At 65.6% G+C, this 20143-nt stretch carries 17 protein-coding genes; 7 read left to right on the forward strand and 10 right to left on the reverse strand.

What is annotated here, in order from left to right:
* Positions 1-17: 17 nt before the first annotated feature.
* Positions 18-944, reverse strand: coding sequence for a Spy/CpxP family protein refolding chaperone (locus tag ACE10X_RS14425; protein WP_375764275.1), 927 nt, complete (start codon positions 942-944; stop codon positions 18-20).
* Between the two features lie 72 nt (positions 945-1016).
* Here ACE10X_RS14425 and ACE10X_RS14430 point away from each other — a divergent pair, with 72 nt between their 5' ends.
* Positions 1017-1451: a hypothetical protein gene (locus tag ACE10X_RS14430; protein ID WP_375764276.1), complete on the forward strand. Its 435-nt coding sequence runs from the start codon at positions 1017-1019 to the stop codon at positions 1449-1451.
* A 522-nt stretch (positions 1452-1973) separates the two neighbouring features.
* Here ACE10X_RS14430 and rocD read toward each other — a convergent pair.
* Both rocD and ACE10X_RS14440 read right to left on the reverse strand, forming a co-directional pair.
* Positions 1974-3188: an ornithine--oxo-acid transaminase gene (rocD, locus tag ACE10X_RS14435; RefSeq protein ID WP_038383875.1), complete on the reverse strand. Its 1215-nt coding sequence runs from the start codon at positions 3186-3188 to the stop codon at positions 1974-1976.
* Positions 3189-3313: 125 nt separating this feature from the next.
* Positions 3314-4537: a cytochrome P450 gene (locus ACE10X_RS14440; protein WP_038383854.1), complete on the reverse strand. Its 1224-nt coding sequence runs from the start codon at positions 4535-4537 to the stop codon at positions 3314-3316.
* Positions 4538-4740: 203 nt separating this feature from the next.
* Between ACE10X_RS14440 and ACE10X_RS14445 the strand changes: the two genes are divergently transcribed.
* From ACE10X_RS14445 to ACE10X_RS14470, 6 genes are all read left to right on the forward strand, one after another.
* Positions 4741-5274, forward strand: coding sequence for a thiamine pyrophosphate-binding protein (locus ACE10X_RS14445; RefSeq protein ID WP_038383853.1), 534 nt, complete (start codon positions 4741-4743; stop codon positions 5272-5274).
* Positions 5271-5861, forward strand: a complete 591-nt coding sequence (locus tag ACE10X_RS14450; protein ID WP_304499255.1) for a thiamine pyrophosphate-dependent enzyme — start codon at positions 5271-5273, stop codon at positions 5859-5861. The genes ACE10X_RS14445 and ACE10X_RS14450 overlap by 4 nt, the downstream gene beginning before the upstream one ends.
* Positions 5862-5925: 64 nt before the next feature.
* Entirely contained in the window at positions 5926-6627 is a 702-nt protein-coding gene (locus ACE10X_RS14455) for a TetR/AcrR family transcriptional regulator (protein WP_026192475.1), read from the forward strand.
* 1 nt (position 6628) lies between these two features.
* Positions 6629-7822, forward strand: a complete 1194-nt coding sequence (locus tag ACE10X_RS14460) for an efflux RND transporter periplasmic adaptor subunit (protein ID WP_038383848.1) — start codon at positions 6629-6631, stop codon at positions 7820-7822.
* Between the two features lie 81 nt (positions 7823-7903).
* Complete coding sequence (locus tag ACE10X_RS14465; RefSeq protein WP_038383847.1) at positions 7904-11005, forward strand: multidrug efflux RND transporter permease subunit; 3102 nt, start codon at positions 7904-7906, stop codon at positions 11003-11005.
* A gap of 131 nt (positions 11006-11136) precedes the next feature.
* A complete protein-coding gene (locus ACE10X_RS14470) occupies positions 11137-11880 on the forward strand; it encodes a hypothetical protein (RefSeq protein ID WP_038383846.1) in 744 nt (247 codons plus the stop codon).
* A gap of 200 nt (positions 11881-12080) precedes the next feature.
* Here the strand turns inward: ACE10X_RS14470 and ACE10X_RS14475 are convergent, their stop codons facing one another.
* From ACE10X_RS14475 to ACE10X_RS14505, 7 genes are read right to left on the reverse strand one after another with little or no spacing between them, the layout of a single operon-like run.
* Positions 12081-12971: an ABC transporter permease gene (locus ACE10X_RS14475; protein ID WP_038383845.1), complete on the reverse strand. Its 891-nt coding sequence runs from the start codon at positions 12969-12971 to the stop codon at positions 12081-12083.
* A 4-nt stretch (positions 12972-12975) separates the two neighbouring features.
* The gene (locus ACE10X_RS14480) at positions 12976-13917 is read right to left on the reverse strand and encodes an ABC transporter permease (RefSeq protein ID WP_038383844.1); all 942 of its coding nucleotides are present in this window, start codon (positions 13915-13917) and stop codon (positions 12976-12978) included.
* Positions 13918-13948: 31 nt separating this feature from the next.
* Complete coding sequence (locus ACE10X_RS14485; protein WP_038383851.1) at positions 13949-15460, reverse strand: ABC transporter substrate-binding protein; 1512 nt, start codon at positions 15458-15460, stop codon at positions 13949-13951.
* Between the two features lie 18 nt (positions 15461-15478).
* Positions 15479-16576, reverse strand: coding sequence for an ABC transporter ATP-binding protein (locus ACE10X_RS14490; RefSeq protein ID WP_038383843.1), 1098 nt, complete (start codon positions 16574-16576; stop codon positions 15479-15481).
* Entirely contained in the window at positions 16573-17562 is a 990-nt protein-coding gene (locus ACE10X_RS14495; RefSeq protein WP_375764277.1) for an ABC transporter ATP-binding protein, read from the reverse strand. Before ACE10X_RS14495 ends, ACE10X_RS14490 begins: the two co-directional genes overlap by 4 nt.
* Positions 17559-18269, reverse strand: coding sequence for a DUF1028 domain-containing protein (locus tag ACE10X_RS14500; protein ID WP_375764278.1), 711 nt, complete (start codon positions 18267-18269; stop codon positions 17559-17561). The genes ACE10X_RS14495 and ACE10X_RS14500 overlap by 4 nt, the downstream gene beginning before the upstream one ends.
* A 15-nt stretch (positions 18270-18284) precedes the next feature.
* Positions 18285-20090, reverse strand: a complete 1806-nt coding sequence (locus ACE10X_RS14505) for a gamma-glutamyltransferase family protein (RefSeq protein ID WP_038383840.1) — start codon at positions 20088-20090, stop codon at positions 18285-18287.
* Positions 20091-20143 lie beyond the last annotated feature (53 nt).

Genomic DNA, 20143 nt, shown 5'->3' on the forward strand with positions numbered 1-20143 from the left:
ATCGCCCGGCGGCCGTCTCAGGGGCTTGCGACCTGCTGCAACGTGTTGAAGCGGGCTTTCTGCTCGCTGCTCAGCATCGTATAGAACTCGTCCAGTGCAGGCTCGATCAGGTTCGCGGCTTTCTGCATGGCCTCGAGCCGGTGCTGCATCGCCTCCAGCCGGCCGACCGGCGTCAGCGGCACGTCGTTCGGACAGGCCGCCTGCAGGTCCGCGATGGCTTTTGTGGTCGCATCGCTCAGGCGGTCGAGCGCCTCCTTCTGCTTGCCCGCCGGATGAAGCGAGGCCGCGATCCGGTTGATCGGCAGCTGGGCCAGGTCGGATTTCGAATCGCCGCAATTGCCGGTTTGCGCGGTCGCCTCCTGCTGTTGCGCCGAACGCTCGCCGACACGTGGACCGAGCGCATTGAAGCGGGCCTGCTGCTCGTCGCTGAGCGAACTGTAGAAATTCTCCAGCGCAGGTCGCACGATCTTGATCGCCTCGAGCGTCGCGCTGATGCGGTTTTGCATCGACCGCAGGCGGCCGGTTGGCGTCATGGCATAGCTGTCCGTGCAGGAGTCCTTGAAGATATCGGCGGCCTTTGCCGCTGATGTCTTCAACTCGTCGAGCAGCGCGCGCTGCTGCTGGTCCGGCCGTACCGCCCGCGCGATGTCGGCAAGCGGCCAGGCCGTGACGCCCTTGTCCGGTTCGCCGCAGAGCTGCTTGATTGCCTGCGGGCTCGTGTCGGTGCGTTGACGGGACCGATAGCGGCCCGCGGTCGCCGGATAGTCGCCAGGACTGATGCTGGCATAGGCGGAGTAGGGAGTGTTGGTGTCCCAGAACACGGTGTCGACGAAGTCGTCATAGGCGTAGGCCCAATAGCCGGGCTCGTAGGCATAGGACCAGAATGTGTAGTCAAAGATGTCCGAATAGGCGTAGGGCCAGAACACGGGCCCAAGCCACGCCACGAAGGCCGCGCGGCTGCCGCGTCGCCAGGCGTGCCGGGGTGCCCAGCCGCCTTGGCGCGCCGCAAGCCCTGCTTGGCCTTGCGCGCCTGCCTGCTCGCGGAAGTGGGCGGCAAATCGCTCGCGTTGAGCCGCTTGCGTCGCGGCCGTGGTCGCGACCGCGGCGCCAACCGTCGCGGCCGGCGCCAATCTCTGCTGGCGGGCAACGTCGGCCTGCTGCGCGCGCTGCTCGCGCTGCAACAGGCGGTTCTGCGCCTGCAGGGCACGGTCATGGACGCGTTGCGCGCGTGCGCCTTGCACCTTTTGCGACTGCAATTGCTGCACGCGTTGCTGCAGGCGATCGATCCGGGTCTGCCGCTCGGTGGTCTGGCGCGAGAGCGTGTCACGCTGCCGCTGCTGCGCCGCCTGCTGGCGTTGCTGGATCATTTGCTGCTGTTGCTGCGCGCGCTGTTGAACGCGGTCCGTCGGCGACGGCCGCTCGCTCAAGCGCGACGGTGGGCTCGGGCGTGATGGCGCCGCGATATGCGGAGCCTGACGCTGCGGCGCTCCTCGACGGAATTCGGGGCGTGGCGTTGCGACACGCGGCGCGGCGATGTGGGGGGCCTGGCGTACCGACGGGGCAGCGAAATGCGGTGCCGGGCGCGGCGCCATCGCCGGTCGCTGCGGAGCGTGGAACGCGGGTGCTGCCGGCCGTGCCATCGCGGGTGGCCGCGCCATTGCAGGCGGTCTCGCCATTGCGGGCGGCCTGGCCATCGCGGGAGGGGCGGCGTGTACCATCGGGGCGGGACGTGCCATTGCGGCCGGTGCAGCCGGCCTTGCCGCCGGTGGACCCTTTCCGTGTGGCTGGGCGGACGCGCCGCCGTTCGCCACGAGCATCGAGCTGCCAATCGAAAAGACAACAAACAAAGCGCGACGGGAAAGCATGAGCGTAGCTCTCCTTTCAACAGTCGCCCGCAGTGCTTTAACGCACTGACGTCGGATTCGTTCGTTGTGGCTACGGCCGGCGTTACGGTCTTCCGGCGCGGGGAACCGTCAGGAGACGTCCTGCGTGAGGGTCGCCGCGATCCGCTCCGTCGCCCAGTCGACCTGATCGCCCGTGATCACCAGCGGCGGAGCGATCCGGATGGTGTGTTCATGGGTGTCCTTGGCGAGGATGCCGCGCGCCTGCAGCGCCAGACAGTAGCGGCGGGCACCGCCGGCTTCCGGATGCAGCTCGATCGCCAGCATCAGCCCGCGCCCGCGCACCTCGCGGATGACGTTGGCGCGGATGTCCTGCAACCCGGCGAGGAAGCGCGCGCCCTGTTGGGACGCGTTCTCGATCATTCCCTCGTCGATCAGCACGCGCAGCGCCGCCCGCGCCACCGCGCAGGCCAACGGATTGCCGCCGAAGGTCGAGCCGTGCTGGCCCGGCCGCAACGTGCCGAGTACGGCGTTGTTGGAAAGCACCGCCGACACCGGATAGAAGCCGCCCGACAGCGCCTTGCCGAGCAGCGTCACGTCGGCCTCGATCCCCTCGTGCTGCTCGGCGAGCAGCTTGCCGGTGCGGCCAAGCCCGGTCTGAATCTCGTCGAGCACAAGCATCACATTGTGCGCGGTGCACAGCTCGCGCACGCGGACGAAATAGCCTGGCGGAGGAATCACGACGCCGGCTTCGCCCTGGATCGGCTCGACCAGGAAGGCCGCGGTGTTCGGCGTGATCGCCTGCTCAAGCGCGGCGGCATCGCCGAACGGGATGATCTTGAAGCCCGGCGCGAACGGGCCGAAATGGTCGCGCGAACCGGGGTCGGTCGAGAAGCCAACGATGCCGAGCGTGCGTCCGTGGAAATTATTGGCGCAGACGATGATCTCGGCCTGCCCGTCCGGCACGCCCTTGACTTCATAGGCCCATTTGCGCACCGACTTGATCGCGCTCTCCACCGCCTCGGCGCCGCTGTTCATCGGCAGCACCTTGTGCGAGCCGGTCAGTTCCGCGAGCTCGCGGTAGAAGGGAGCGAGCTGATCGTTGTGGAAGGCGCGCGAGGTCAGCGTCAGCCGATGCGCCTGCTCGATCATCGCGGTGAGGATCTTCGGATGGCAGTGGCCCTGGCTCACCGCCGAGTAGGCGGAGAGACAGTCGAGATAGCGGTTGCCATCGGTATCCCAGACCCAGACGCCTTCGCCGCGGGACAGCACGACCCCGATCGGCTCATAATTGTAGGTGCCGAACTGCGCTTCGGTTGCGAGGAAATCAGTGACCGATGCATTCATCATGCGTCACTCCCGCTGCAGCGCACGAGAGATTACATCAAATCGTGCCTGCAGTTGATTTGGGCATCGGTTCCTCCACAGGGAAGTGTGTCGCCGGCCAAATTCGCAGGCGACAATGTGTCGTCTTATGCGCTGATGCTGCAGGGCACGCTGAGGAAGCCGCGGAAGCGCACCCGCCCGCCGCGCACCGGCTCGCCATCGAGCGCGTAGTTCGGGAAGCGTTCAAGTAACCGCGAGATCGCGATGGCGCCTTCGAGGCGCGCCAGCGCCATGCCGGCGCACTGATGCGCGCCGGTGCCGAAGGCGAGGTGGCGGTTCGGCGTGCGCGCGACGTCGAAGCCTTCGGGATTGGGGAATTGCGCGGGGTCGCGGTTGGCAGCGCCGATGCACAGCGTGACCAGCGTGCCCGCCGGCAGCTTGATGCCGCCAAGCTCGGTCTCTTCCACGATCATGCGGTTGCCGAGCTGGTTCGAGCTTTCGTAGCGCAGCATCTCCTCGACCGCGGTCTTGATCAGCTCGGGTTGCGCGATCAGCCGTTGCTTCTGCTCCGGATTTTGGGTGAGCGTCACCAGCCCGTTGCCGATCAGATTGGTCGTGGTCTCATGGCCGGCGTTGAGCAGGAAGATGCAATTGTGCAGCAATTCCTTCGCGGTCAGCCGCTCGCCATTATCCTCGCCCTGGATCAGCCTTGTCAGCACGTCGCGTTCGGGATTGCCAGGCTTCTTGCGGCGGCGTTCAACCAGCGTTTCGAGATAAGCGAGAAAATCCTTCACCGCGTTGTTGCCGCGGTCGAACGCGTCCTTGCCGATCACCGGCTCCAGCGCGCCCAGAATCGCCAGCGACCAGTCGCGCAGCGGCTCGCGTTCGTCGTGCGGCACGTCGAGCAGATTGCCGATCACCTCGACCGGAATTGCCGAGGCGAAGTCGCCGATCAGCTCGAAGCGGTCGCGGGTCTCGATCCGGTCGAGCAGGCTGTCGACCAGCGCGATCAGGTCAGGCTCCATGCCGGCGATCGCCCGCGGCGACAATGCGCCCATGATCAGCCGCCGCACGCGGGTATGCGCCGGCGGATCGTTGAAGACGAGGCTGGTCGTGTGATGCTCGTAGAGCAGCGAGTTGCCGTATTTCGGCAAGAACTCCTTCTTCTTGTCGGAGGAGAATACCTTGGTGTTCTTGTAGGCGGCGATGAGGTCGTCGTAGCGGGTGAGAAAATAGCAGCCGTTCGGCAGCCGCTTGACCGGCGCGTTCTCGCGCAACGCGCGATAGGTCGGGTAGGGGTCGGCGTAGAACTCCGGCGTCAGCTTCTCCAGGTCGAAGCCGTCAGCCAGCTCGCGCGTGTGTCCGTTCATGGCGCATCCAACCCAAATAGTTTCATTTGCAACTATCGTAAGCCGCGGGCGGCGGCCGCGCAACACAATTTGCTCGGCGCCGGGAACGCGCGGCGGACGTCGCGTGGTGCGAGCAAATCGCAGAGCCATATGCGGTTTTGCGCTTTGATGAAGCGCGCGCGCCCCTCTACAGTCGCGACCAAACAACAAGACCGGAAACGCCAGTGCATGCCCGTGCCGACACTGCGGCCTCCTGGCCCGAGGAGATCTTCTCGATATTGCAGCGCTTCGAGGTGCGTCAGGTGCCCTACGTGCCGGACGCCGGCCATTCAGAGCTGATCGAGCGGGTGCTGGGGTCGTCCTCGATGCGCGGCATCGCGCTGACGACCGAGGAGGAGGGCGTGGCGCTGCTCGCAGGCGCCTGGGCCGGCGGCCAGCGCGGCGTGCTGCTGATGCAGTCGAGCGGGGTCGGCAATTGCATCAACATGCTGTCGCTGGTGCAGATCTTCCGCTTGCCGTTCCTCACGCTGGTGACGATGCGCGGCGAATGGGGCGAGTTCAATCCCTGGCAGGTGCCGATGGGCTCGAACACGCAAGGGATTCTCGAATTGTCCGAGATCAAGGTGCTGCGCGCCTCGCACCCTGAAGAGGTCCGCGAAGTCGTCGAGGCCGGCGCAGCGCAGGCTTATAACGCCTGCACGCCAACCGCCGTCCTGCTGTCGCAGCGCCTGATCGGGGCAAAGGTCTTCACCAAATGAGCAAAGCCAATCTCCTCGACCGCCGTGCCGTCGTTTCCGAACTGCTCAGGGATCGCAAGGGCGCCTTTGCCGTCGGCGGCCTCGGCGCTTCGACCTATGACATCGCCGCCGCCGGCGACCACGACCGCAACTTCTATCTCTGGGGCGGCATGGGCGGCGCCGTGATGATCGGGCTCGGCCTCGCGCTGGCCCAGCCGACGCTGCCGGTCGTCGTGATCACCGGCGACGGCGAGATGCTGATGGGGATGGGGAGCCTTGCCACCGTCGGCCTGCAGCAGCCCAAAAATCTCTCGATCATCGTGCTGGACAATGAGGCTTACGGCGAGACCGGCGGCCAGGCCAGCCACACCGGCGGACCCGCCGACCTGGTCGGTGTTGCCAAAGCCTGCGGAATCGGTGATAGCCGGGCGATCAGCACGATGGCTGAGGTCGAGGCTTTTGCCTCGTCTTTGCAAGATGTTACGGCGGGGCCGCGGTTCGCCAGCGCCAAGATCGACGGGGCCAATCTGGAGCGCGTGCTGTCCAGCCGCGACGGCACCTACCTCGTGAACCGCATCAGAGGGTCGATCGGCCACACTCCTATTTAAAGTGGCTTTCGCGGTGCAATAGAACCTTGACTTTTGGTAAAGTGAGTGATTACTCACGACCCAAATGTCTACCTTACGCATGACGAGTGACTTGCGGCGTCAGTTGATCCTGAGCGCCGCAAAGCGCTGTTTCGCCCGCAACGGCTTTGCCGGCACCACGACAAAGAGCGTGGCGGCCGCGGCTGCCATTTCGGAAGGGCTGCTTTTCAAGCACTTCCCGTCCAAGGCGGCGCTCTATGCCGAGATCCTTGCCGAGGAGTGCGAGGCGGATCCCGATCTCGCGCACCTGCTCGGGCAGGAGCCCTCGACCGCGACGCTGGTCGAGCTGGTGCAAGGCATGGTCGGTCACTTCATGCAGTTGCGTGATGCGCCGGACCAGGAAGAGGCGCAACGGATGCGGCTGATGGTGACGAGCCATCTCGACGACGGCGAGTTTGCGCGCCTGCTCTACGACAAGGTCGGCAAGCTGATCGGTCCGACCTTCGCCGCCTCGCTCGAGCGGGCGATTGCCGCCGGCGAGGCCACGAAGATCGGCGACGAGCCGCTCAACCTGTTCTGGTTTGCGCATCATACAGTGCTGATGGGTGCGCTGACACAGCTCCCTGCGACACCATGCCTCCCCTACGGCGATGCCGCCGCGGCCGAGCGCCAGCTTTGCCAATTCATCCTTCGCGGCATCGGACTTACCGAAGCCGCAATTTCAACTCATTTGGGCCGCCAGCCGTCGCCGATCGCAGGACCGTCGGTAACTGCAGAAAGTGCATGACATGAATATTCAGACCGAAAGCCACATCTCGGGGCAACCGATCAAGGAGAAGCAAGCCAAGCGTCCCGTCCGCATGGTGCGCTGGTTCATCATCGTAGGCCTGTTGCTGGCCCTGCTCGTCGGTGCGCTGGTCGGCTTCAATGCCTTCCGCAGCCACATGATCGCGCAGTTCTTTGCCAACAATAAGCCGCCGCCGGCGAACGTGTCTGCCGTTGAGGCGAAGACGGAAGTGATTCCGAACCTGCTGACCGCCGTCGGCGATCTCGTCGCCGTGCACCAGGTCAACGTCACGACCGACGTGCCGGGCCGCATCACCGAGATCCTGTTCACGGCCGGCAGCCACGTAAAGGCCGGCACGCCGCTGGTGCAGTTGTTCGACGCACCGGAGCAGGGCGACCTCGCCAACTACAAGGCGCAGGCGACCGTCGGCGAGCTGCAGCTCGACCGCGCCAAGCAGCTCGCGTCGCGCCAGTTCGGTCCGCAATCGACCGTCGACACCGCGCAGGCCGCTTACGACCAGGCCAAGGCGGGCATTGCCAAGACTGAAGCGCTGATCTCGCAGAAGCTGGTGCGCGCACCGTTCGAAGGCGATCTCGGCGTGCGCCAGGTCGAAGTCGGCCAGTACCTGACGGCCGGCACCCAGATCGTGTCGCTGACCGATCTGTCGGTGCTGTACGCCAACCTGACCGTGACCGAGAAGCAGAGCTCGCAGATCAAGGTCGGCCAGGCCGTGCGGGTCTCGGTCGACGCCTATCCGGGCCGCACCTTCGAGGGCAAGATCACGACCATCGAGCCGCAGATCGCGACCGACACCCGCAACATCCGGGTTCAGGCCACGATCCAGAATCCGGACAGCATCCTCAAGCCCGGCATGTTCGCGACCACCACGATCGTGCTGCCCGGGAAGCCGCCGGTTGTGACGATTCCCGAAACCGCCGTCGACTACACGCTGTACGGCGACTCGGTGTTCCTGATCACCGAGAAGAAGGGCGACGACGGCAAGACCACCCTGACCGCGGACCGCACCTTCGTGAAGACGGGCAACCGCGTCGAGGGCCGTGTCGAGATCCTCAAGGGCCTGAAGGCGGGGGACAAGGTCGTCGCCGTCGGCCAGATCAAGCTGCAGTCGGGCATGCCGGTTGCGATCTCGACCGATCCGCCGCCGCCGGTTCCGGCCGAACCGCCGCGCTACTGATCTTCATTCATCGAACTCGGAGGGCCATTGGCCCTCCGCCACATCTTGCCGCAAGCCGGCAGAACACGAATCGAGTTGGCGATGGCCTTCACTGATATTTTCATCAAGCGCCCTGTGCTGTCGGTCGTCGTCAGCCTGCTGATCCTGCTGATCGGCCTGCGCGCGGCGATGGTTTTGCCAATCCGGCAATATCCGAATCTTTCGAACACCGTCGTGACGATCACCACGTCGTACCCCGGTGCGTCGCCCGAGCTGATCAACGGCTTCATCACCACGCCGATCGAGCAGGCCGTCGCGTCGGCCGAAGGCGTCGACTACATGACGTCGAACTCGGTGCTCGGCACCTCGACGATTCAGGTCTACGTCAAGCTCAATCACGATCCGAACCAGGCGCTGACCGAGGTGCTCGCCAAGGTCAACTCGGTCAAATACCTGATCCCGAAGGAAGCCTTCGATCCCGTCGTGACCAAGGCGACGGGTGACACCATCGCCGTGATGTATCTCGGCTTCTCCAGCGAGGAGCTGACCGGATCGTCGATCTCCGACTACCTGACTCGCGTCGTGCAGCCGGTGCTCTCGACGGTCGATGGCGTCGCGTCGGCCGACATCCTCGGCGGCCAGACCTTTGCGATGCGCGTCTGGCTCGATCCGACCCGCATGGCCGGACGCGGCGTGTCGCCCAACGACGTCGCCGCCGCGATCGCCGCCAACAACTTCCAGGCGGCCGCCGGCCAGACCAAGGGTTTCTTCATCGTCTCCAACGTCTCGGCCAATACCGACCTTCAGAACATCGATCAGTTCAAGCGGATGATCGTGAAGGCGAAGGACGGCGGCTTTGTGCGCATCGAGGACATCGCGACGGTGGAGCTCGCGGCGCAAAGCACCGACGCTAGCGTCGCCTTCAACGGCGAGCATGCGATCTTCATCGGCATCAAGGCGACGCCGCAGGGCAACCCGCTGACCCTGGTGAAGGGCGTGCGCGCGCTGTTCCCCGACCTCGAGCGCAACCTGCCGCCGTCGATGAAGATGAAGGTGGCCTACGATTCCACCAAGTTCATTCAATCGTCGATCGATGAGGTCGAGAAGACGCTCACCGAAGCGGTCCTGATCGTCGTCGTCGTCATCTTCCTGTTCCTGGCCTCGCTGCGGTCGGTGATCATTCCCGTCGTCACCATCCCGCTGTCGCTGATCGGCGTCTGCATCCTGATGCTGGCCGCCGGCTTCAGCTTCAACCTGCTGACGCTGCTGGCGATGGTGCTGGCGATCGGCCTCGTGGTCGACGACGCGATCGTTGTCGTGGAGAACATCCATCGACATCTCGAGGAGGGCCTGCCACCGGTGCAGGCATCGCTAAAGGGGGCCCGCGAGATCGTCGGCCCCGTCGTCTCCATGACGATCACGCTGGCGGCGGTGTACGCGCCGATCGGCTTCCTCGGCGGCGTGACCGGCACGCTGTTCCGCGAATTCGCCTTCACGCTGGCCGGCTCGGTGATCGTGTCGGGCGTGATCGCGCTGACGCTGTCGCCGATGATGTGCTCGGTGTTCCTCAAGAGCGCGGAGGAGGGGCGTTTCGCCAGGCTGGTCAATCGCGTGTTCGGCGCGTTGACGCGCGCCTATGGCCGTCAGCTCGACCGTTCGCTCGACTACCGCCCGATCACGGCGCTGTTCGCCGTGACCATCCTCGGTCTGGTCGGCTTCCTCTATATGCACATCCAGAAGGAGCTGGCGCCGCAGGAGGACCAGGGCATCGTGTTCGCGGTGACCAAGGCGCCGAAATACGCCAACATCGATTACATCGATTTCTACGGCGACAAGATGGACAAGGAGTTCCAGAAGTTTCCCGAGACCGACCTGCGGTTCATCCTGAACGGCATCACCGGTCCGCAGGGCGGCTTCGCCGGCATGCTGCTCAAGCCGTGGGATGAGCGCAAGCGCAGCGCGCAGGCGCTGCAGCCGCTGGTTCAGGCCGAGCTGTCCAAGATCGAGGGCATCAGCGCGTTCGCGTTCAGCCTGCCGCCGCTGCCCGGCGGCCCCGGCGGTCTGCCGGTGCAGATGGTGATCTCTTCGACGGCCGGATTCCAGCAGGTGTTCGACCAGATGAGCAAGCTGAAGGATGCAGCGCGCAAGAGCGGCCTGTTCATCGTCACCGACAGCGACCTCGACTTCAACCAGCCGGTGGTCCGGGTGAAGGTCGATCGCTCCAAGGCGAGCGACCTCGGCATCACCATGCAATCGATCGGTGGCGCCCTGGCGACGCTGCTCGGCGGCAACTATGTCAACCGCTTCAATCTGGAGGGACGCTCCTACCAGGTGATCCCGCAGGTGCCGCGCGCCAGCCGGCTCGCGCCCGAGGCATTCAACGATTACTACGTTCCCACCGCGACCGGGCAGCTGGTGCGGCTGTCGACCGTGGTTTCGGTCGAGACCGGCGTCGATCCGAATGCGCTGACCCACTACAACCAGCTCAACTCGTCGACCTTCCAGGCCGTGCCGATGCCCGGCGTCTCGATGGGCCAGGCGGTGGAGTTCCTGCAGGGTGAAGCCAAGAAGCTGCCGTCCGGCTTCAGCTACGACTTCCTGGCCGACTCCCGGCAATACGTCCACGAAGGCAACCAGCTGCTGGTCACCTTCGCGTTCGCGATCATCATCATCTTCCTGGTGCTGGCGGCGCAGTTCGAGAGTCTGCGCGATCCGTTCGTGATCATGATCTCCGTGCCGATGGCGATCGTCGGCGCCTTGATCCCGTTGTTCTTCGGCGTCGCCACCATGAACATCTACACCCAGGTGGGCCTGCTGACGCTGGTCGGACTGATCACCAAGCACGGCATCCTGATGGTGGAGTTCGCCAACGAGTTGCAGCTCAACGAGGGACTGGACCGCCGCGCGGCGATCGAGATGGCCGCCCGGATCCGCCTGCGTCCGATCCTGATGACGACGGCGGCCATGGTCACCGGCCTGCTGCCGCTGCTCACGGCCTCGGGCGCGGGCGCTGCCAGCCGCTTCTCGATCGGGCTTGTGGTCGTGGCCGGCATGACGATCGGCACGCTGTTCACGCTGTTCGTGCTGCCGATGGTCTACACGGTGATCGCGACCGATCACCAGGCCGCGGCCCATTCCGATCGCGCCAAGCAGATCGCCGACTACGAGCTCGATCAGCGTGGCGGCGCGCTGAAACCGACCTGAGCCCTCCAAGCTCATGCTCGCAGAGAAGGCGGCACTGGCGAAAGCCACTGCCGCCTTTTCTTTGTCTCGTGATAGGGTTTGCCGACGGCGGGCAGAAAATACTCGCCTCAGGAAATCCGGAGGAAGCAGGCATGGCGAGCGAGTTTGCGGCGGGCAACTACCGGTTCATTCCGGCCGTGTTCCAATATTCAAGCGGCGCGCAGGCGAACGCGGGCTATGAGATCGAGCGGGTGCGCTTCGATCGCCTGCTGCCGCTCGCGGAAGGTTTTGCACGGATCGCGGCCTACATCCGGGACGCTGGCCGGCCGCTGACCGCGTTCTGCGCCTGCGAATTGCGTTCGCCGGCCGCCTTCACCGAGGACGGCTTCCGGGCCTTCAACCAGCACTACGTCAAGACGCTCGCCGAATGGGGCCTGTTCGACGGCACCATCAATCCGGTGGCGCGCAGCAACGTCTGTCCCGAGATCGATCCGCCGGCCGAGCCGTCGTTCCATGCGTTCTCGTTCACGCGGCCGAGCACGAGCGCTTCACCGTCCTTCGTGATCGCCGGCGGCGCCGAAGCACGCGGCGGCACCGCCAGCTATCCGGACCGCATCGTTTGCTATCGCGATCTCAGTCCCGGCGCGTGGAAGGAGAAGGTCCGCTTCACCGCCAGCGAGATGGAGCGCCGTCTGGCGGAGTTCAGCTTCGGCTGGCAGGAGACGACGGCGGTACAGGCCTACACCGTGCACGACATCCATCCGGTGCTCGTCGACGAACTGGTCCGCCGCGGCGCCACCCGCTCCGGCCTGACCTGGCACTTCTGCCGCCCGCCGGTGGTCGATCTCGAATACGAGATGGATTGCCGCAGGGTGCTGCGCGAGGTGGTGATCTAGGTTGAACAGCCCAAGGCGCGTACACAGCTAATCCCGTCATCCTGAGGAGCGCGTAGCGCGTCTCGAAGGATGAACGGCCCGGTCGGTGGCCGTCGACCCTTCGAGACGCGCGCAAGATGCGCGCTCCTCCAGCGACAACGGCGAAGCCGTTGCGCGGGGGTGACGGAGAGAGCATAGGCGCTCGCTGTGGCACGAATCCACTACCGCGCCTTCGGATCGAGCGCGTCGCGCAGGCCGTCGCCGACCAAATTGAACGACAGCACGACCAGGAAGATCGCAAGCCCCGGCCAGACCGCCATCCAGGGCGCGCTGGTCAGGAAGCGTTGCGCGGCGTTGAGCATGCTGCCCCAGGACGGCGCCGGCGGTTGCTGGCCGAGGCCGAGGAACGACAGCGCGGCCTCGGCGATGATCGCGGCCGCAATCGACAGCGTCGCCTGCACCAGCAGCGCCGGTAGGATGTTGGGCAGGATGTGGACCAGCGCGATGCGCCAGCGCGGATTGCCCATGGCGCGCGCCGCCTCGACATAATCCTCGACCTTGACGCTCATCACCTGGCCGCGGGTCAGGCGGATGAAGATCGGGGTCGCCGAGACGCCGATCGCGATCATGGCATTGCTAAGACTCGGGCCGAGAAATGCTGCGAGCGCGATCGCCAGGATCAGGAACGGGCAGGCGAGCATGGCATCGGAGATGCGGCTGATCAGCGCGTCGATGAAGCCGCCGCGGTAGCCGGCGAGGAGGCCGAGCGGCACGCCGATCGCAAGCGCGATGCCGACCGAGATGACGCCGGCAAGCAGCGAGGCGCGGGCGCCGAACACGACGCGGGCGAACACGTCGCGGCCGAGTTCATCGGTGCCGAACCAGTGTTGCGCCGACGGCGCCTTGCGCACCAGCGACCAGCTCGTCGCGACCGGATCATAGGGCACGATCAGCGGCGCGAACACGGCGAGCAGGATAAAGAGCGCGATCACGGTGAGTCCGAGCACGGCACCCTTGCGCCGGATCAGCCGCCGCCAGGCGCGCCGCGCCGGGCTCTCGAGCGTTTCGGCGGCGGCAAGCGGAGCGAGGGGGCTGAGTGCAGCGTCGGTCATCCGATCAGCCCCTCAGCCGCGGGTTGACGAGGATGTAGGCGATGTCAGCGATCAGATTGAGCGTGATGTAGATCGTTGCCGTGGTCAGCACCACGCCCTGCACGACGGCATAGTCGCGGTTGAACACGGCATCGACGATCAGCTTGCCGAAGCCCGGGATCGAGAAGATCTGCTCGGTGAGCACCGCACCCGACAGCAGCGTGCCGAGCTCGAGCGCGCCGAGCGTGATGATCGGTGTCAGCGCGTTGCGCATCGCATGCTTGAGGATCACCGTGCGTTCGGACAGGCCCTTCGCCCGCGCGGTGCGGACATAGTCGCTCTCCAGCACCTGCAGCATCGCGCTTCGCGTATGCCGCATCAGGATCGCCGCGATCGCATTGCCGAGCACGAAGGCGGGCATGACGGATGCGGCGAGGCTCGCGCGCCAGTTTTCGCTGAGCGGCACGTAGCCGGAGGCCGGCAGCCAGCCAAGTTCGACGGAGAACAGGAAGATCAGCATGATGCCGAGCCAGAAGTTCGGCGTCGAGATGCCCCACAGCGCGAACAAATTGGCGCCATAGTCCCACGCCGTGCCGATTTTCACCGCCGAGATGATGCCGGCGGGAATGCCGATCAGGAAGGCGACCACGATCGCCATGCCGGCGATTTGCATCGTAACCGGCAGCTTCTGCGCGATCAGGCTCGACACCGGCATCTTGTTGCGCAGGGACTCGCCGAGGTCGCCCATGAGCACGCCCTTGACCCAATAGGCATATTGCACCGGGATCGGTTGATCCAGATGGTATTGCTGGCGGATCTGTTCGATGACGGCCGGATCGCGCTCCTCGCCGGCCATGACGAGTGCCGGATCGCCGGGCAACAAATGTTGCAGCGAGAAGATCAGGAGCGAGACGAAGAACAGCGTCGGGACCAGCTGAACCAGCCGCTTGGCGAGGAAGTTCAGCATTGTCGGCCCCGCGTGTCCTGCGCTGTGGCGATCATTTCAATTTCAGCCCGATCACGCGCACCAATCCATCCGGCATTTGGCGGTAACCCTCGACCTTGGTGGAGTGCGCGATCAGGAGTGTGCGGTGATAGATGTAGATGATCGGCTCGTCATTGAGCACGATCCTGGTCATCTTCTCGTAGATTGCCTTGCGCTGGGCGGGATCGTTGATCAGCCGCGCATCTTCCATCAGCTTGTCGGCTTCCGCGTTGGAATAGCCGCCATCGTTCTGCGGCGCCTTGGTGTGCAGGAAGACATAGGAATTGCCGTCAGGATCGATCCGGCCGCTCCAGTTGATCTGAAACACCTGAAATTCGCCGGCCTGGGCCTGCTTGAAAGTCGTCGCAAATTCGACCACACGGATCTTGATGTCAAAGCCTGCTTCGGCCGCCATCGACTGCACGACCTGGGCTACGGCTTCGTTCTCGGCGCCTTTGGGGACCATGTAGTCGATGGCGACCGGCAGCGTGACACCGGCCCCCTTCAGCAGCGCCTTGGCCTTGGCAATGTCGCGGGCCCGAACCGGAAACGCCTTCTGATAGTAAGGGTGCGTCGGGCTGACCCACTGATTGCCCGGCGTGAACTCGCCGTTGAAGACGACCTGGTTGAGCGCCTCGCGGTCAATCGACAGATCGAGCGCCTGGCGCACCTTTTCCGACTGGCTGAGCGGCCCCTTGCTCTTGTCGTTGCCGATGTTGATGGTGAGGCCGAGATAGCCGAGTTCAGGTGCGGTCGACAGCACGAGCCGCTTGTCAGCTCGGACGTCCTTGATATCGGTGGCGAGCACGCGCTCGATCAGATCGAGCCCGCCGGATTTCAGATTGGCGAGCCGCACCGTGGCATCGACGATAGGAAGGAACACGATGCGATCGATGAAGACGTTGTCCTTGTTCCAGTAATCCCCGAATTTCTCGAACACCATGCGGTCCTGCTGCACGCGTTCGACGAACTTGTAGGGTCCGGCGCAGACTGGATGCAGACCGAATTTGTCGCCGGCTTCCTTCACCGCCTTCGGCGAAACCATCATGCCGGCGCGGTCGGTCAACTGGGCGATCAGCGGCGAGTAGGGCGTCTTGAGCACCAGCTTGATGGTCAGGGGATCAACGACGTCGACGTGGTCGAGCGCAGCCAATTCCGGTTTGCGAAACGAGGTCGGCAGCGTCAGATGGCGCTCCAGCGAGAATTTGGCGGCCTCGGCGTCGAACGGCTCACCGTCGTGGAACTTGACGCCCGGCCGGAGCTTGATCGTCATCTCCTTGCCGTCGGCCGAGTTCTCGTAGGACAGTGCGAGCTGCGGAACGATGTTCAGCTTCTCGTCAATGTCGAACAGCTTGTCGCAGAAGGCTGAAAAGACGATGCGGCCGACATAGGTGCGTCCGATTGAAGGATCGAGGATGTCGGGGTCCTCGGCGAGCCCGATGCGAAGTGTCGTCTCGGCACGCGCACTCGTTCCGCACCAGGTCACGAGGGCCGCCATCAGGACCGCCAAGCGCCAAAATCTCATCGCCAACCCCCTTATTCCCTACGCCTTTGTTCCCTGTGAAATAACCCCGGGCCGCCCCGAGGCTTCCGCCGCATTGAACGCCGCCACCAGCTTTTCCAGTGTCGGCGAGAACCCGCCATCGGAAGGCACGATCGCCTCCGCGCCGGGCAGCTCGCCCGTCCGGTGACAGGCCGCTGCATATCCAGTGCCATCTTCGCGCAACTGCGGCACTTCGCTGCGGCAGCGCGCGATCACATAGGGACACCGGGTATGGAAGCGGCAGCCGGACGGCGGATTGAGCGCGCTCGGCAGCTCGCCCTCCAGCACGATGCGGCTGCGCCTGGCGCGCGGCTTCGGCACCGGGATCGCCGACAGCAGCGCGCGGCTATAGGGATGGCGCGGCGCGGCGAACAGCGCTTGTGCATCCGCCGTCTCGACGATGGTGCCGAGATTCATCACCGCGACGCGGTCGGCGATGTGCTTCACCACGGCGAGATCGTGCGAGACGAAGATGTAGGCAAGCTTCAGGCGATCCTGCAGGTCGCGCAGCAAATTCAGGATCTGGGAACGGATCGAGACGTCGAGCGCCGACACCGGCTCGTCGCAGATGATCAGCTTCGGCTCGACTGCGAGCGCGCGGGCAATCGCGATGCGCTGGCGCTGGCCGCCGGAGAATTCGTGCGGATAGCGGCGCGCAAAGCGCGGCTCGAGCCCGACCAGGCGCAACAGCTCCTCGACCCGCGCGCGGCGTTCCGCGACCGGGACGAGATTATGCAGCGCCAGCGGCTCGGTCAGGATCTGGCTCACCGTCATGCGCGGGTTGAGCGAGGCGTAGGGGTCCTGGAAGATCAGCTGCGCGTCGCGGCGGAATGCGCGCAGCTGCCCGGCATTGAGCGTGCCGAGGTCGCGGCCCTCGAAGCGGATCCGTCCGGCGTCCGGCTCGATCAGCCGCAGCACCAGCCGGCTGACGGTGGATTTGCCGCAGCCGGATTCGCCGACCAGCGCCAGCGTCTTGCCGGCCTCGACCGTGAAGCTGACGCCGTCGACCGCCTTCACATGGGCGGTCGGCCGGCCGAACAGCGAGCGTTCGGCGACGAAATGCTTCACCAGCCCTTCGACCTCGAGCAGCGCGGTCATGACACCAGCCGCTCCAGCGGCGCGCGGATGCAGCGCGAGGCGTGGGTCGGGCTCAGCAGCGCGAGCGGCGGCGGCGATTGGGTGCAGGCAAGTTCCACGAACGGACAGCGCGCGGCGAAGCGGCACCCGGCGGGCGGGTTGGCCATGTTCGGCACCATGCCCTCGATGATGGCGAGGCGGCTGGTGCGGCGGTCGAGCCGCGGGATCGAGCCGAGCAGGCCGACCGTGTAGGGATGCTGCGGATTGGCAAACAGCTCGTCGACCGGCGCGCGCTCGACGATTTCGCCCGCATACATCACCGCGACCTCGTCGCAGACTTCGGCGACGACGCCGAGATCGTGGGTGATCAGGATGATCGCGGCGCCGCTCGCGGCCTTCAGCTCCCGCATCAGATCGAGGATCTGCGCCTGCAAGGTGACGTCGAGCGCGGTGGTCGGCTCGTCGGCGATCAGAAGCTGCGGATCGCAGGCCAGCGCCATCGCGATCATCACACGCTGGCGCATGCCGCCGGACAGCTTGTGCGGAAACTCGTCGATGCGTTTTTCGGGCGAGGGGATGTGGACGCGGCGCAGCAGCTCGATGGTGCGTTCGCGCGCCGCGCGCCGGGAGCCGCCGCGGTGGCGCAAGATGGTCTCGGTGATCTGGTCGCCGATGGTGAAGCTCGGGTTGAGCGAGGTCATCGGCTCCTGGAAGATCATCGCAAGGCGATTGCCGCGCAGGTCGCGCAGCGTCGTATCAGGCACGTCGAGCAGGTCGAAACCGTCGAAGCGGATCGCGCCGGAGACCGCGGCGGATTGCTTCGGCAACAGCCCCATGATCGCGAGCGAGGTCACGCTCTTGCCGCAGCCGGACTCGCCGACCAGGCCGAGCGTCGCGCCTTTGCCGACGGAAAAATCGACGCTGTCGACGGCATGCGTCTTGCGGCCGTCATCGCCCTGGAAGGTGACGCGCAGGCCCTCGATCTCGAGCAGCGGGCCTGCCGTCATTCGCGGCTCGTGGTTGCCGCTGCGATGCCGGCGTCGATTGTGGCGCGATCGCTGGTTCCGGCCGGGTTGCCGCGGGTCGGCGTGAAGCTCCGGAACGGCACCCAGTGCTCGCGGCTGACGGCTTCCAGCCGCTCAAGCTCGCGCAGGGGATCGGCGTGGTCGTCGACGCGCAGGTCGAGCGCCGGCCATTCCTCCGCGCCGTGGATCAGAAGCGCCGCCGATTGCTTGCCGCGCTTGTCGCCGCCGGCCGCTTCGCCGGCGAACATCGCCTTGATCAGCCGCTCCGCGAACGGCAGCTTCTCGTTCTCGGCATAAACGCGCGCGGTCTCGTCGAGCACCGCAGGTCCAGCCAGCATGTTGCCGGCGATCGAGAACCCGTCGCCGGCGATATGGCCGAACCAGTCGATGCAGTCCTTGCCGGAATGCGCCGCGATGCGGCCCCTGGCGTCCATGACATGGAGCTGCCGGCTTTCGCGGCCGCTGTCGGGCGCAATCAGCGCCGCGATCACCTCATGCGGGCTGTTGCCGCTGCGTAACAGCGCAAGGCCGTCGATGCCGTAATAGGGATTGACCAGCGCCTGCGTCGCCACCGCGCCGATTGCGGGTGCGATGTGCGGCACCAGCGCGCCGACCGCGAAGAACCGCGTTGCGACGGCGATGCCGAGCTGGCCGGTGGTTCTATCGCGGGCGATGATCGACCAGGTCATCTCAAACCTTCGTGCTTAGCGGCCTGCGGCGTAACCCTGCATGCCGCGCGGATTGGCGGCAGCGCGGCGGCGGGCGCCGACCTTCGAGGCCGCGGTGAGGCGGCCTTCCGACCAATCGGGACCAATCTCAACCACATGGCCGCGGCGTTTCAATTCGTCGATGGTCGATTTCGGCACGCGGTTTTCCAGCACCAGCACGCCGGGCCGCGACGTGCGCGGCCAGAACGAGATCGGGAAATGCTCGGAGTGCCAGGCCGGGGCGTCGATCGCCTCCTGCAGATTGAGCCCGGCGTGGATGTGGCGCAGGAAGAACTGCGTGATCCACTGGTCCTGCTGGTCGCCGCCCGGCGAACCCCAGGAGAGATACGGTTCGCCGTCGCGCAGCGCCATGGTCGGCGAGAGTGTGGTGCGCGGCCGCTTGCCCGGCGCAAGCGAGGCAGGGTGGTTCTCCTCGAGCCAGAACATCTGGGCGCGGCTGCCGAGGCAGAAACCGATCTCGGGAATCACCGGCGAGGACTGCAGCCAGCCGCCGGACGGCGTCGCCGAGATCATGTTGCCGGCCTTGTCGATGATGTCGAAATGCACGGTGTCGCCGCGCACCTCGCCGAACCGGCCGACGGTCGGCTCGCCCGCGCCCATGGCGCCGACCGCTTCGCGATGCCCTTCGGCGTGTCGCAACTTCACGACGCCGCCGAAGCCCTCGACCGAGCCGGGGCGGAAGTCGAGCGAAGCTTTGTCTTTTGAGATCAGCTTGCGCCGTTCGTTGTTATAGGCATCGGACAGCAGCGTCTCGATCGGGATCTCGGTGAACTTCGGGTCGCCGTAGAACGTCTCGCGATCGGCATAGGCGAGCTTGGCGGCTTCGATCTGCAGATGGATAAAGTCGGGACCTGCGGGATCGAGCCCGTCGAGCTCGAAACCTTTCAGCAGCGCGAGCTGCTGCAGCATCACCGGACCCTGGCTCCAGACCCCGGCCTTCTGCACGGTGTAGCGGCCGTAATCATAGGTGAGCGGCGCCTCGATGGTCGGCTGCCAGCGCGCCATGTCGTCGGCCGACAACACGCCGCGATGCGGCGAGCCGGAGACGTCCATCACCTCCTGGGTGCGGCAGAACTTGTCGATCGCCTCGGCGACGAAGCCCTTCGACCAGGCCTGCCGCGCGCGCTCGATCTGCGCGACGCGGTCACTGCCGGCGCTCTCTGCCTCATCGAGGATGCGTGTGTAAGTTTCCGCGAGCTTCTTGTTGGTGAAGATGGTGCCGGGCTTCGGCACCTCGCCGTTGGGCAGATAGACGTCGGCCGATGTGGTCCAGTATTTCCGGAACAGTTGTTCGACGGTCTTGATGGTGGCCGATGCACGCTCGACCAGCGGATAGCCGTCGCGGGCGTAGGCGATCGCGGGCTCCAGCACGTCGCGCAGCTTCATGGTGCCGTAGTCGCGCAGCAGCAGCATCCAGGATTCGAATGTGCCGGGCACGCAGGCCGCAAGCAGGCCGGTGCCGGGCACCATCTCGAGACCCTCGCTGCGATAATGCGCGATGGTTGCCTTCGCCGGCGCCGGGCCTTGGCCGCAGATCACCTCGCTCTTGCCGCGCTTGACGTCGTGCACGATGATCGGCACGTCGCCGCCGGGGCCGTTCAGATGCGGCTCGACCACCTGTAGCGTGAAGGCGGTGGCCACTCCGGCGTCAAAGGCGTTGCCGCCTTTCTCCAGCGTTGCCATGCCGACCGCGGTGGCGATCCAGTGCGTCGAGGTGACGACGCCGAAGGTGCCTTCGATCTCGGGCCGGGTTGTGAACGGATCGGGGTTGATGTTGCTCATGGCGATTGACCGTTCGTCGGTTTGTTGTTGGGCCTCTTCGGCGGGCGCACTTG

This window comes from Bradyrhizobium sp. Pha-3 (genome assembly GCF_042258325.1).
GTDB classification, from domain to species: Bacteria; Pseudomonadota; Alphaproteobacteria; order Rhizobiales; family Xanthobacteraceae; genus Bradyrhizobium; species Bradyrhizobium elkanii.